Origin of the sequence: Variovorax sp. J22P240 (genome assembly GCF_030316855.1) — a bacterium.
Taxonomy (GTDB): domain Bacteria; phylum Pseudomonadota; class Gammaproteobacteria; order Burkholderiales; family Burkholderiaceae_C; genus Variovorax.
The window spans coordinates 1-13,499 of sequence record NZ_JASZYR010000002.1; the positions used below are offsets into that span (position 1 = coordinate 1).

Below are 13,499 nucleotides of genomic sequence, written 5' to 3' on the forward strand. Positions count from 1 at the left end.
TCCTTCCCATCCCGAACAGGACAGTGAAACGCCTCAGCGCCGATGATAGTGCGGGTTCCCGTGTGAAAGTAGGTCATCGTCAGGCTCTTACAGCCCAGAAAAGCCCAGCCCCTCAAAGGCTGGGCTTTTTTGCGTTTGAATTCGACGTTCAGACTCATCGTTCGACGCGAACAATTGGCTATGGAAACGAGCCTGCAGCCCCAGCGCTCTTCTTCTTGCCAGGCACCCGACGACGGTGCTGGCTCAGGAACACCAGCAATCGCGATTCCGCAGCACTCAGGTGGCGCGTGCTGCATGTGACGAGGGCGATCTTTGACCAGATGTCGTTCATGGCGTCTGCATCGTCGGCCAGCGTGGTGCCAAGTGCGAGTACGGCCGGATGCACATACGCCTTTTTGCACACGGCGGGCGTATTTCCGAGTTGGGCGGCCACGGCTTTCAATATGTCCTTTGCACTGAACCGGTCGGTGTTCGTCTCTCTCTTCCCATCGACGCCTTCGCAGGCCAGGCGCGTCAGTTCCAGCGCTTGCACAGTTCCGTGCCAAGTTCGGAAATCCTTAGCAGTGAAGTCTGCATGAGCGATATCGCGTAAGTAGTCATTCACATCGGTGGATGAAATGCCTCGCACCTCGCCGTCCTCAGTCTGGCACTGGAAGAGTTCTTGCCCGGGCAATTGCTGGCATCCGCGAACCACCTTCGAGACTCGCGGATCGTCAAGCCTCGCCTCGTGCATTACGCCGCTCTTGCCGCGGAAACGCAGCCTTAACGATGCGCCGCGAACGTCAGCATGTTGATTGCGGAGAGTCGTGAGGCCAAACGAGCCATTGCTGCTCGCATATTCCTCGTTCCCCACCCGCAGGAAGGTTGTGTCGAGCAAGCGGACCAGCGTAGCCAACACAACTTCGCGGCCCAACGGTGCACGAGGTCTCGCCCGCAAGTCGCGCGCCACCCGGCTGCGAATCCTCGGAAGCGCGCGGCCAAAGGCCTCGAGCCGATCGAATTTGGTCTCGTCCTTCAGCGCGCGCCAACCCGCGTGGTAGCGGTATTGCTTGCGGCCGCGCACATCGAAACCGGTCGCCTGAAGATGGCCGTTCGCCAGCGGGCAGATCCAGACGTCTCGGTAGGCGGGCGGAATTGCCAACTGTCGGATACGGAAGAGCTCATCGACGTCTCGTACCCATCCGCCCTCGGCGTCACGGTACCGAAATGCCGCTCCTCGCTTCACCCGCTGCCATCCGGGCATGCAGGAATCAACATAGACCAGCCCGTTGGCGAGCGGAGCGGGGCGATGACTCGATTCGGGCATGAGGTTTGCGACAATCGCGCACAAAGACGCAGCAGGAGATGCGTCACAGCGTGGTGGCACCGGATCAGCGCCGGTGTAGGACTCCACAAACGTTGCCGGTGCGTCGCGCACTTGTGTCGACGTCCGTTCCCCCTTATTCCTTCGGAGAGAGATCCCATGTTCCCAGGCTGGTCCATTGGCGCGCGATGGTTGGTGCTGCCCGCCGTCGTCGCGCTCGCCGCCGGTTGCGCGTCGACCCCCTCACCGAAAGTCGCCGAGCCCGTCCAGGTCAAAGTGTTCGTTGCCGCCATGTTCGAGGTCGGCCAGAACACCGGCGATCGCGCGGGCGAATTCCAGCATTGGTACGAGCGCTATTGGAAGGGCGCAACGCCGATCACCGTGCCCGGCGCGCTGTCGCCCGTGTACTGCAATGCCGACGGCGTCTGTGGCGCTGTGCTCGGAATGGGCAAGGTCAATTCGTCGTCGTCGATGCAGGCGATCTTGCTGAATCCGAACTTCGATTTCTCCAAGGCCTACTACGTGATCTCGGGCGTGGCCGGCACGCCGCCTTCGCGCGGCACGATCGGCGAGGTGAACTGGGCCACCTGGCTTGTGGACTATGACCTCGGCCACCGCTGGGCGCCGGAAGAGAACAAGGCCGGCGAGCCGACCTTCATGCCGCGCAAGGGCTACGAGGAGTACCGCCGCTTCAAGCTCAACCCGGAACTCGTAGCGTGGGCGATGAAGTTGTCGGCAGACACGCCGCTGAAGGATGCTGACTCCGCGCGCAACTACCGGATGCGCTACCCGCAAGCCGCCGCACGGCGCGCTCCGTTCGTCGGCACCGGCACGCACATGACGGGCGACACCTTTTTCCACGGCCCCGGCATGTCCAACCAGGCGCAGTACATCGCCAAGCTCTACGGCGCCGACGACTACGTCATTACCGAGATGGAGGCCGCCGCGATCACCCTCGTGATCAAACGCACGCACGGCACCGACCGTGTGATGAGCCTGCGCGGCGCCGTCAACTTCGACCAGGGCAATCCGCGCGAAACCACGCTGCAGCATCTGGATCCGGCCCCTGGCGAAACCGCCGGCGGCTTTGCCGAGACCGTCCAGAACATCGAACTCGTCGGCAGCCGCGTCGTCGACCACATCGTCGCCAACTGGCCGCAATGGCAGGGCGGTGTGCCGGCGCGTTGAAAGGCCACGCTAGAAGAGCGAGGCAGTTCGCGCCACGGATCCGGCATCGTCCGGTGTTCGCCGACGACTGCTCGCCTTTGGCTGGTCTGCCAAGGTGGCCGCATCGCCCACCTTGGCAAGCGCCCCTACTCGCACGCCGAGCAGACGCAGCGGCCGCTCCAGCGGCACCCGCTTGAGGCATCGGCCCGCAATCTGCCGGATCGCCTTGGCGTCGGCGGTGAAGTGGTCGATGGTCTGGTCGCGCGTCGCGATCTTGAAGTCGTCGTAGCGCAGCTTGATGCCGATCGTCTTGCCGACGTAGCCCTTGCGCTGCAGGTCCTCGGCGACTTTCTCGCACAGGTGCGTGAAGATGGCGCCCAACTCGGCCCGGTCTCGCACGGCCTGCAGATCGCGGTTGAAGGTTGTTTCGCGACTCATCGAGACGGGCTCGCTCTCGGTGACGACGGGCCGGTTGTCGCGTCCCCAGGCGACCTCGTGCATCCATGCGCCAGTGGCCTTGCCGAAGTTCGCGACCAGCCACTCGCGATCGCGCGCCGCGAGTTCGCCGATGGTCCGGATCTCATGGCGCTGCAACTTCTCGTCCGCCTTGGGGCCGATGCCGTTGACCTTGCGGCACGGCAGCGGCCAGATGCGCGATTGGAGATCGCCCTCGAAGACCACCGAGATGCCATTGGGCTTGTCGAACTCGCTCGCCATCTTGGCCAGCAGCTTGTTGGGTGCGATGCCGATCGAGCAGGTGAGCCCGGTCGCCTCGAGAATCGACTTCTGAATGAGCCGTGCCAGCACGCGCCCGCCTTCGCGCTGGCCGCCGGGAACGTCGGTGAAATCGATGTAGACCTCGTCGACACCTCGGTCTTCCATGACCGGCGCGATCTCGGTGATGACCTCCTTGAACCGCCGTGAGAATCTGCGGTACTCATCGAAATCCACCGGCAGGATGATCGCCTGCGGACACAGCTTTGCCGCCTTCATGAGCCCCATCGCGGATCCCACGCCGAACTGGCGTGCCGGATACGTCGCGGTCGTGATCACACCCCGTCCTGCGTAGTCCTTGAGCAGCGGAAAGGCCCCGACTGGTATGTCCGCCAACGTGGCGCCCTCGGGTAGATCGCGGATGGCCTCGTCCACCTTGCGGCGCCCGCCGCCAATCACCACCGGCAGGCCCTTGAGTTGCGGGTAGCGCAGCAGCTCGACCGATGCGTAGAAGGCATCCATGTCGAGGTGGGCGATGCGGCGAATCGGTGCGGCGGTCACGGCCGGTATTGTCGTCTGACGCAGCTGGTGGCATGGTCTGCGCGGCCAACCTTCACGTGCTCCGGCGCTCCTGAACTGAGCACGCAGGGCGCGGATGCAATCCAGACTTGCGCATGGCAGGCGCCCGGTGCCATCATCGGCGTATGCAGACCATCGCATTCATGCTCTGGCGCCGGCTCGGCACCCCCGGTCATGATGTGTGCCGTCTCGATCGCAACGGCGAGAACTGGCAGATCGACGGCGCCGCGGCGTTTCGCAACGAGGACGGTCGCATCGCCCAACTCCACTACCGAGTCCGCTGCGACCGCGCCTGGCACACCCAATGGGGAACGGTGCGCGGCTGGCTCGGCAGCGAAGCAATCGACCTGTCCATCGTGCGCGATGCGCATGGCAGCTGGAAGCTCAACGACGCCTCGGTGCCGGAGCTGGGCCACTGCGTCGACCTCGATCTCGGCTTCACGCCGGCGACCAATTTGATGGCATTGCGCCGGTTGCATCTCGCCCCGGGCGAAGCGTCCGACGCCCCGGCGGCATGGCTCGATCTCGACAGCGGCAGCCTGAGCGAACTCAAGCAGCACTACGAGCGGCGCGGCGAGACCGAGTACTGGTACACCGCGCCGCGCTTCGACTACGCGGCCATGCTCGAAGTCACGTCCGATGGCTTTGTCCGGCACTACCCCACGCTGTGGGAAGCCGAGGCCTGACTTCGTACTGCCGGCAACTCAGGCCGTCGCCACAGGCCGGATGTTCTGGTTCACGCGGAACAGGTTACCCGGGTCGTACTGCCGCTTGATGGCCGCCAGCTTGTCGTAGTGCTCGCGGTAGGTGGCCTTCACACGGTCCTCCCCCTCGTCCATCATGAAGTTGATGTACGCGCCGCCAGCCGAATAGGGATGCAGCGCGTCCCAGTAGTTCTTGCACCAGTCGGTGATGCGGTCGCGGTTCGCAGGATCGGGGTCCACCCCCACGATGACGGACGCCCACCGAGCGTCTCGGTAGCTGAAGGGTGTGTCCTTGCGTCCGACGCGCTGCACCGCGCCGTCGATCGGATACAGGTGCATCGACGATTGCATCGTCGGCAACTGGGCGCCGTACTCCACGTGCAGCCCGATCGCTTCGTCGGGCAGCTCGTTCACGAAATCAGCGCGCCAGTACCACTGGTGTCCGGGTGGGTACAGGGCATCGAAGGCACTCTGCAGCATCGGGTAGGGCATGGGCCCGACGCCGTACAGCGCAGGGTTCATCGCTCGCACCGGTGCGAGCGCCTCCTCGGCCTGCGCCGGAACTCCGCTGTAGCACCAAACCACGCCACACATCTTCTTCAGGTGCAGTTCCTCGGGGAAGGGCGGGCCAGGCGGTACGGTGAGGAAGGCGAAGAAGCCATTCAGCTCCGTCGGCGCTTTGCCGATGAAATCGCGATACCACTTGAACACTTCGGCCGAACGCTCCATCGGCCACAAGGTCGGACCGGCCACCACGGTGCTGAGCGGGTGTAGCCGGTACTCGAAAGAAGTCACCACGCCAAAGTTGCCGCCGCCGCCGCGCACGGCCCAGAACAGGTCGGCGTTCTCCTTGGCATTGGCGGTGACGAAGCTCCCGTCCGCGAGCACCATGTCGACGCCCAGCAGATTGTCGATCGTCAGTCCGAAGCGCCGCGAGAGGTGCCCGATGCCACCGCCCAGCGTCAGGCCGCCGACACCGGTGGTGGAGATGATGCCCGCCGGCGTCGCCATGCCGAAGGCATGCGTCGCGTGGTCGACGTCGCCCCAGGTGCACCCGCCTTCGGCCCGCACGGTGTGGGCCTTGGGATCGACACGCACGCCGCGCAACCGGAAGAGGTCGATCACCAGGCCGTCGTCGCAGGTGCCGAGGCCGCCGCCGTTGTGTCCGCCGCCGCGCACGGCGAGCAGCAGTTGGTTGTCTCGGGCGAAATTGACCGATGCGATCACGTCCGCCACGTCGGCGCAGCGCGCGATGAGGCGCGGTCGCTTGTCGATCATGGCGTTGTAGACCTTGCGGGCCTCGTCGTAGCCGGCGTCGTCCGGCTGGATCAAACTACCGCGCAATTGCGCCTTGTAGGCATCGAGATGGACTTCGTTGAACATGACCACTCCTTGAAAGTGAGCAAAGTCTAGGAAGCCAACGACGTGTTGACGATCCACCGGACTGATCATTTTTCGAAGTGCCGCGCGCGCCCGCGAATGGTCAGAATTGACTATGCCGCGCACGTTGACCGTGCGGCGGATTTGTCGCCCAATCATCTGCCCGGGGCCCATCGTTGCCCTGCCGGACAGGAGAGGGCCATGGCACTGTTCCTTATCGAACGCCAGTACGCGGAAGAACTGGAGCTCGCGGCGGCAGACGTCGCGAGCATCCAGCGCATCAACGCCGATGTCGGCGTGAACTGGTTGTTCTCCTTTCTTTCTGCGGATCGCAAGAAGACCTATTGCCTCTACGAGGCACCCAGCCCCGAAGAGATCCGCACGGCTGCACGCCTGGCCCGGCTGCCGGCGGATGTCGTGATCGAAGTCAGCCAGATTCGCCCCGAAGCCCTCGTGTAGCGGCTTTGCACTCAGGGAACCCGAGGACCCGCTGTGCAATGTGCCCGATGCGGCCGCGAGAACCGGGCCGATGCCGCTTTCTGCGATGGCTGCGGTTCGGCGCTCCAGACTGCGGCTCCCGCCGCGACCTTCAACGACGAGACGGCGCGGGCTTCGATCGAACGATTCGTCGGTCGCGAGCGTGAACTCGCGGCGCTCGAAAGCGGACTGGCGCGCGCCCTCAGCGGCACGGGCGGCACGGCAGCGCTCGCTGGTGAGCCGGGCATCGGCAAGTCGCACACCGCGCAGGTCCTTGCCCAGCGCGCTGCCGCACGCGGCATGCAGGTCCTCTGGGGCCGATGCAATGAAGAGCCCGGCGCCCCGCCGTACTGGCCTTGGCTGCAACTGCTGCGCGGCTGGATCGAAACGCACGACAACGAGACCGCACGGCGCGTCCTCGGCCATGACGAGTCGGCCTTGGCGGAGATCCTGCCCCACCTCGCAGAACGATTGCCCGCCGGCGCCTTGGCACTGCCGGCGATCGATCCCGCGCAGGCACGCTTTCGCCTGTTCGATGCCATGGCGGGCTTCTGGAAACGCGCCGCCGCGGAGCAACCCCTGTTGCTGGTGCTCGACAACGTCCATTGGGCAGACGCTTCGTCCCTGCGCCTGCTCGAATTCATCGCGCCCGATCTCCAGGTCAGTCGCATCCTGCTCGTCATCACCTACCGCGACATCGAGTTGTCGCGACAGCATCCGCTGTCGGGCACGTTGGGCGAACTCGCGCGGCACCAGTGCTTCGAACGCTTGCGTTTAACCGGCCTCGCCCGCGACGAGACGGTCCGCATGATGATGCTTGCCGGCGGCGGTGCCGTGCCGCCCGCACTCGCCGACACCGTCCACCGGCAGACCGAAGGTAACCCGCTTTTCGTGGCCGAGATGACGCGCCTGCTGATTCAGGAGCACGTGCTCGGCGAAGGCCCGCGCGGCACTGCAGCCTTGCTGGCAGTCGGCGGTCTTCGGCGCATTCCGGAAGGGGTACGCGAGGTCATCGGCCGCCGGTTGAATCGCCTGTCGCCCGTGGCCAATCAGGTGCTGGCCTGCGCATCGGTGATTGGCCGCGAATTCGATATCGGCCTGCTGGTCCGCATCGTCGAGGACGTGGAGGAAGACGCCTGCACGGACGCGCTCGAAGAAGCATTGCAGTCCCGGGTCATCGAAGCCGTCGAAGGGCCGGGCCGCTACCACTTCGGCCACGCCCTGTTCCGCGAGACCTTGTACGACGAGATCCCGCCGCCGCGGCGCAGCCGCCTGCACCTCAAGGTCGGCCGCGCGATCGAGGACATTCACGGCGAAGATTCCGCGCTCCATCTGCCCGCGCTGGCCCACCACTACTGGGCCGCGCTTCCGGGAGGCGACGCGGCGCGCGCGAGCCACTATGCGCAACAGGCTGCCGAGAGTTCCGATGCCCTGTTGGCCCATGAGGAAGCGGCGCGCTACTACCGGCTCGCGCTGCAGGCGATGGATGTAGGCCGCGGCGGTGACGCTCTCGAGCGTTGCCAGGTGCTGAATTCGCTGGGCGAAGCTCATACGCGTGCCGGCGAATACCTGCAGGCACGCGAGGTGTTCGACCAGGCCGCACGGACGAGCATGCAGGTCGACTTGGCCCATGAGCTGGCACGCGCCGCGCTCGGCTTCGAGATGGCGAGCTGGTGCCCGGGCCTCCCTGGTTTCTCGGCGGCGCGCCTGTTGCGCGATGCGCTCAATGCACTGGGCGCCGAAGACCGGGTCATGAAGGCGCAGTTGCTGAGCGCACTGGCACGCGCACTGATCTTCAGTGGTGAGGAGACGCAGGCGATGAAGGTGCACGAGGAGGCCGTCACCGTGGCCCGCCGCGCCGGCGACGCAGCCACGCTCGCGACGACCTTGCTCGCCACGCTCTCGGCCCGCTGGCAGCCCGATCGCATCAACGAGCGCATGGCGAGTGCCGACGAGGCCATCCAGATCGCCAGGCAGCAGGGCGACCGGTTCCTGCTGTACTCGGCGCTCGCGTGGCGCATGTTCGACGCCTTCGAGTTGGGCGACATGGCCACCTGGCATGAGCACGTCGAAGCCTATGCACGAGGCTCGGAAGAACTGCGGCAACCCTTTTTCCTCTACGTCGCGTCGTCGTCGCGCACCCTGCACGCATTGTTCGAAGGCCGCTTCGACGACGCCGAGCGGTTCGCGAAGCGCACCTTCGAGATCGGCGACCGCATGCCGGGCCTGGATGCGGCCGGTGTCTACGGCGTTCAGATGTTCACACTGCGCCGCGAGCAAGGCCGCCTGCAGGAGGTCGCGCCGCTGGTCCGCCATTTCGTGCAGCAGAACGCACAGACCAATGTGTGGCGGCCGGGACTCGCGCTGATCTACGTCGAGTTGGGCCAACTCGACGACGCACGATCCGAATTCGAGATCCTGGCGAACGACCGCTTCCAGTCCTTCCCGCGCGACGGCGTCTGGCTGGCGAGCCTGGCCTACCTCGCGCAAGTCTGTGCCGCACTGGGTGATGCGGCGCGTGCGGTAGATCTGTACAAACTGCTCGAGCCCTGGCGTGGGCGCAACCTTCTGGTCGGCACCGCCATTGCCTCCTTCGGTGCCGCAGATGCCTTCCTCGGGATGCTCTCGGCCACGATGCGGCAGTGGAGCGAAGCTGAAGCGCACTTTCGGGTGGCGCTGGAGATGAATGAAAGGCAGAACGCCCGGCCAGCCCTGGCGCAGGCGCGCTATGGCTACGCGCAGATGATGCTGGCCCGGGATGCCGTTGGCGACCGTGAAGCCGCCACCGGGCAACTCGATGAAGCCGCGGCCGAAGCTGCCGCACTCGACATGCGCGCGCTGTCAGCACGCATCGGTGCCCGCCGTCCGAACCTCGACGGCACGGCCGTTGCGCACTACCCGGCCGGCCTGAGCGGCCGCGAGGCACAGGTGCTGCGTCTCGTGGCCGTCGGCAAGGGCAATCGGCAGATCGCGCGGGAACTCTTCGTCAGCCCCAACACGGTCGCGAACCATGTACGCAGCATCCTGAGCAAGACGCGATCAGCGAACCGCACGGAGGCTGCCGCGTTCGCCATCCACCACGACCTGCTCAAGCAGGGCGATCGCAAAGCCTCGTGAGGCCGGTGGCTGCGACCCCATCCGGCGCTCAGAAAGTGCCGGGCAGCAGGATGCTCGAATCGACCTCGTCGATGTTCGTGCGGCCGCAGAAGGCCATCGTGATGTCGAGTTCCTTGTGAATGATCTGCAGTGCACGCGTCACGCCGGCCTCGCCGAAGGCGCCCAGCGCATAGAGGAAGCTGCGGCCGATCATCGTGCCGTGCGCGCCCAGCGCGCGGGCCTTGAGCACGTCCTGGCCGCTGCGGATGCCGCCGTCCATCCAGACTTCGATCTCCGTGCCCACCGCCTCGGCGATCGCAGGCAGGGCCGCGATGGAAGAGGGTGCACCGTCGAGCTGGCGACCGCCATGGTTGGAGACGATCAGCGCATCGGCGCCGCTGGCCGCCGCGAGGCGTGCGTCCTCGACGTCCATGATCCCCTTCAGGATCAGCTTGCCGCCCCATAGCTTCTTGATCCATTCGACGTCGGCCCAGCTCAGCGTCGGGTCGAACTGCTCGGCGGTCCATGACGAGAGCGAGGACAGGTCCTTCACGTCCTTGGCATGGCCCGCGATGTTGCCGAAGGTGCGGCGCTTGGTGCCCAGCATGCCCATGCACCAGTGCGGCTTGGTCGCGAGGTTCATCAGGTTTTTGATCGTCGGCTTCGGCGGCGCCGTGAGGCCGTTCTTGATGTCCTTGTGTCGCTGGCCGAGGATCTGCAAATCCAGCGTGAGCTGCAACGCGGACACGTTGGCCGCACGCGCGCGTTCGATCAGCCGTTCGATGAAGTCGCGGTCCCGCATCACGTAGAGCTGGAACCAGAAGGGATGGCGTCCCGTGGCCTCGGCGATGTCCTCGAGCGAGCAGATGCTCATGGTCGAGAGCGTGAATGGAATGCCGAAGGCCTTGGCCGCGCGCGCACCGAGGATCTCGCCGTCGGCGTGCTGCATCCCGGCCATGCCGGTGGGCGCGATGGCTACGGGCATCGCGACCTCCTGGCCGATCATGGTCGTGCGGGTCGAGCGACCTTCCATGTTGACCGCCACGCGCTGGCGCAGCTTGATCTTCTGGAAGTCGCTTTCGTTGGCGCGATAGGTCCCTTCGGTCCAGGCCCCGGAGTCCGCGTAGTCGTAAAACATGCGCGGCACGCGACGTTCGGCGATGACTCGCAGGTCTTCGATGTTCGTGATCTTGGAGAGGTCTGGCACTGGGAGAGGCTCCTTGGTTGTCTGTTCGTTGCGTGGTGCCTATTATCCGCAGGCTCTTCCTCCTACAACTTCACACAGAAAAGAGGTGGTTTCCATGAGTTGGCAACAGGTCTACGACCCATTTGGCAGCATGGTGGTTTCGACGGCGCTGGCATCGATTCCCGTCGTCGTCATGCTCGTGTGCCTTGGCTTCCTGCACATGAAGGCGCACCTGGCAGCGGGGCTCGGCCTGCTCAGCGCGCTGTTGATCGCCATCGTTGCCTTCGGCATGCCTGCGGGCCTCGCAGGCCGCGCCGCTTTCCTCGGCGGCCTGACGGGCGTTCTGCCCATCGGCTGGATCGTGCTCAACATCATCTTCCTGCAGCAGCTCGCCGAGCAGAACGGCAGCTTCAAGGTGCTGCAGGATTCGCTCTCGGGCATCACCGAAGACAGGCGCCTGCAGTTGCTGCTGATTGCGTTCTCCTTCGGCGCCTTCTTCGAGGGCGCTGCCGGCTTCGGCACCCCAGTGGCCGTGACGGCCGCGATCCTGATCGGCCTCGGCTTCTCGCCGCTCGCGGCGTCGGGGCTTTCGCTGATCGCCAACACCGCGCCGGTCGCCTTCGGCGCGCTTGGCACGCCGGTCATCACGCTGGCCAAGGTGCACGGCTACGACCTGATGGACGTCACGGCGATGATCGGACGCCAATTGCCTTTCTTCTCGCTGCTGGTGCCCTTCTGGCTCATCTGGGCCTTCGCGGGGCGCAAGGCCATGATGGAAATCTGGCCCGCCATCCTTGTAACCGGCGCATCGTTCGCGATACCCCAGTACCTCGTTTCCAACTTCATCGGCCCCGAACTGGTGGACATCATCGCGGCCATCGTGTCGATGGTGTCGTTGATATTTTTCCTGCGCGTATGGCACCCGAAGACCGTCTGGCGCTCGGTATCGCTCAAGGGGCACGAGCAGGACGGCGGCGCGCCGTCGGCTGCATCGCTCGCCAAGCCGACGCAGCATTCGCGCGAGGAACTGATCCGTGCCTGGACTCCCTGGGCCATCATGACCGTGTTCGTCTTCATCTGGGGCCTGCCGCCGGTGAAGGCATGGCTCAATGGCCTGTTCGCGCCCAACTTCCCCATCACGGGGCTGCACAACCTCGTCGAGAAGGTGCCGCCGATCGTGCCGCAGCCGACCAAAGAGGGCGCGATCTACGCCTTCACGCTGCTGTCGGCGACGGGTACGGGCATCCTGCTGTCGGCCATCGTCGGCGGGCTCGTCGCGAAGTACAGCGTCGGCCAGCTCGTGGTTGCGTATGGCCGCACGCTCAATCTCGTGAAGTACTCGCTGCTCACCATCGCGCTGATGCTCGCGCTGGGCACGCTCACGCGCTATTCGGGGCTCGACAGCACGCTCGGCCTGGCCTTCGCCAACACGGGTGTGCTCTACCCCTTCTTCGGCACGCTGATGGGCTGGCTGGGCGTCGCCTTGACGGGCTCCGACACCGCGTCGAACGTACTCTTCGGCGGCATGCAGAGGGTGGCAGCCGACCAGCTCGGGTTGTCGCCCAACCTCATGGGCGCGGCCAACAGCTCGGGTGGCGTGATGGGCAAGATGATCGACGCGCAGTCGATCGTGGTCGCATCGACCGCCACGCGTTGGTTCAACCACGAAGGCGACATCCTGCGCTACGTGTTCTTCCACTCGATCGCGCTGGCAAGCCTCGTGGGCATCCTGGTGACGCTGCAGGCCTACGTGTGGCCGTTCACGCTGATGGTCGTGAAGTAGAACGCGCGCGACGCACAGGGGTAGCGGCACGGCTGTTGCTTGCACTGAGTGCATGGACAACCAACGCGAACAGGAGCATCCGCATGAACCGCAACGACGTCACCGAGAAGATCATTGCCGTCAAGGTGGCCAAGGGCATCCAGTGGGCCGACGTGGCCAAAAAGGTGGGGCTTTCGAAGGAGTGGACCACTGCGGCCTGCCTCGGCCAGATGACGCTCGACGCCGGACAGGCCAAGATCATCGGCAAGATCTTCGGCCTCAGCGCCGAGGAGCAGAAGTGGCTGCAGGTCGTGCCGTACAAGGGCTCTCTGCCGACCGCCGTGCCGACCGACCCGCTGATCTACCGCTGGTACGAAGTGGTGAGCGTGTACGGCACCACCATCAAGGAACTGATCCACGAGGAGTTCGGCGACGGAATCATGAGCGCGATCGACTTCAGCATGGACATCCAGCGGCAGGCCGACCCGAAGGGCGACCGCGTGAACGTGGTGCTCTCGGGCAAGTTCCTGCCCTACAAGACCTATTGATTGGGCAAGGGCCTGGAGCCGCCGGCCGGCAGCACGATCGTCGAACGGCCGTCGGGCGAGGTGACGGTGGTCGAGTCGCTCAAGGGCAGCGGCGAGCCATCCGGAATGACGACCGTTGCACGGCCGCCGGGCGAGGTCACGTCCTCTTCGCCGGTCGAAATCCCGCCGCGGGCCCGCTCCAATGCGTACCCCGCATCGCGCACGCAGGCATCGCGCTCCGGGCGTGGCAAGGTGCCGTTGTTGCAATAGGCCAGGGTGCGCTGATAGCTTTGCTCCGCCGCAGCAAGGTCTTGCTGGGCGAGCACCGCAGTGCCAGGCACCAGGGCGGCGCAGAAGATCGCGGCATGCATGGGGCATCGGGTCATGGTGCTGCTCCTCAGTGGGATCGCAAGACCCCCATGCTGCCACGAACTGCGGCGAAAGGATCTTCCTATAGACCAGGAAAGCAGGCCCGGTGGGTTCCGCGCCGAATTCTAGAAGCTGGGCACTTCCACCTCGGCCTGCGGCTTCGACGCCAATCCTTTTTGATCGTCCGAGAACTTGTCACCGAAATAGGCGTCGGGAGGCGACCTCAATCGAGGGG

11 protein-coding genes and 1 rRNA gene are annotated in these 13,499 nt (G+C 65.3%); 7 read left to right on the forward strand and 5 right to left on the reverse strand.

Features of this window, described 5'->3' with window-relative positions; genetic code table 11:
• Window positions 1–85: ribosomal RNA gene (gene rrf, locus QTI24_RS31625) — 5S ribosomal RNA — on the forward strand; the annotation flags it as partial.
• Between the two features lie 93 nt (window positions 86–178).
• Here rrf and QTI24_RS06945 read toward each other — a convergent pair.
• On the reverse strand, window positions 179–1,306 hold the full coding sequence (locus tag QTI24_RS06945; RefSeq protein ID WP_286599312.1) for a DNA topoisomerase IB: 1,128 nt from the start codon (window positions 1,304–1,306) through the stop codon (window positions 179–181).
• Between the two features lie 156 nt (window positions 1,307–1,462).
• Between QTI24_RS06945 and QTI24_RS06950 the strand changes: the two genes are divergently transcribed.
• On the forward strand, window positions 1,463–2,491 hold the full coding sequence (locus QTI24_RS06950) for a purine-nucleoside phosphorylase (RefSeq protein ID WP_286599313.1): 1,029 nt from the start codon (window positions 1,463–1,465) through the stop codon (window positions 2,489–2,491).
• Window positions 2,492–2,500: 9 nt separating this feature from the next.
• Here QTI24_RS06950 and QTI24_RS06955 read toward each other — a convergent pair whose 3' ends face one another.
• Window positions 2,501–3,706: a Y-family DNA polymerase gene (locus tag QTI24_RS06955; protein ID WP_286600064.1), complete on the reverse strand. Its 1,206-nt coding sequence runs from the start codon at window positions 3,704–3,706 to the stop codon at window positions 2,501–2,503.
• A 182-nt stretch (window positions 3,707–3,888) separates the two neighbouring features.
• On the opposite strand from QTI24_RS06955, the gene QTI24_RS06960 reads away from it, so the two are divergent.
• The gene (locus tag QTI24_RS06960; protein ID WP_286599314.1) at window positions 3,889–4,449 is read left to right on the forward strand and encodes a putative glycolipid-binding domain-containing protein; all 561 of its coding nucleotides are present in this window, start codon (window positions 3,889–3,891) and stop codon (window positions 4,447–4,449) included.
• An 18-nt stretch (window positions 4,450–4,467) separates the two neighbouring features.
• Here the strand turns inward: QTI24_RS06960 and QTI24_RS06965 are convergent, their stop codons facing one another.
• Entirely contained in the window at window positions 4,468–5,850 is a 1,383-nt protein-coding gene (locus tag QTI24_RS06965; RefSeq protein ID WP_286599315.1) for an FAD-binding oxidoreductase, read from the reverse strand.
• Between the two features lie 198 nt (window positions 5,851–6,048).
• Here QTI24_RS06965 and QTI24_RS06970 point away from each other — a divergent pair, with 198 nt between their 5' ends.
• A complete protein-coding gene (locus QTI24_RS06970) occupies window positions 6,049–6,306 on the forward strand; it encodes a DUF4242 domain-containing protein (RefSeq protein ID WP_286599317.1) in 258 nt (85 codons plus the stop codon).
• A 33-nt stretch (window positions 6,307–6,339) separates the two neighbouring features.
• Window positions 6,340–9,441, forward strand: coding sequence for a helix-turn-helix transcriptional regulator (locus tag QTI24_RS06975; RefSeq protein WP_286599319.1), 3,102 nt, complete (start codon window positions 6,340–6,342; stop codon window positions 9,439–9,441).
• 28 nt (window positions 9,442–9,469) lie between these two features.
• Here the strand turns inward: QTI24_RS06975 and QTI24_RS06980 are convergent, their stop codons facing one another.
• A complete protein-coding gene (locus QTI24_RS06980) occupies window positions 9,470–10,627 on the reverse strand; it encodes an alpha-hydroxy acid oxidase (RefSeq protein WP_286599320.1) in 1,158 nt (385 codons plus the stop codon).
• A 94-nt stretch (window positions 10,628–10,721) separates the two neighbouring features.
• Here QTI24_RS06980 and QTI24_RS06985 point away from each other — a divergent pair, with 94 nt between their 5' ends.
• Complete coding sequence (locus QTI24_RS06985) at window positions 10,722–12,389, forward strand: L-lactate permease (RefSeq protein ID WP_286599322.1); 1,668 nt, start codon at window positions 10,722–10,724, stop codon at window positions 12,387–12,389.
• A gap of 83 nt (window positions 12,390–12,472) precedes the next feature.
• A complete protein-coding gene (gene cynS, locus QTI24_RS06990; RefSeq protein WP_286599324.1) occupies window positions 12,473–12,916 on the forward strand; it encodes a cyanase in 444 nt (147 codons plus the stop codon).
• On the opposite strand, the gene QTI24_RS06995 is transcribed toward cynS, so the two are convergent.
• Window positions 12,910–13,281, reverse strand: a complete 372-nt coding sequence (locus QTI24_RS06995; protein ID WP_286599325.1) for a hypothetical protein — start codon at window positions 13,279–13,281, stop codon at window positions 12,910–12,912. The two genes, cynS and QTI24_RS06995, sit on opposite strands and share 7 nt — an antisense overlap.
• Window positions 13,282–13,499: the final 218 nt, after the last annotated feature.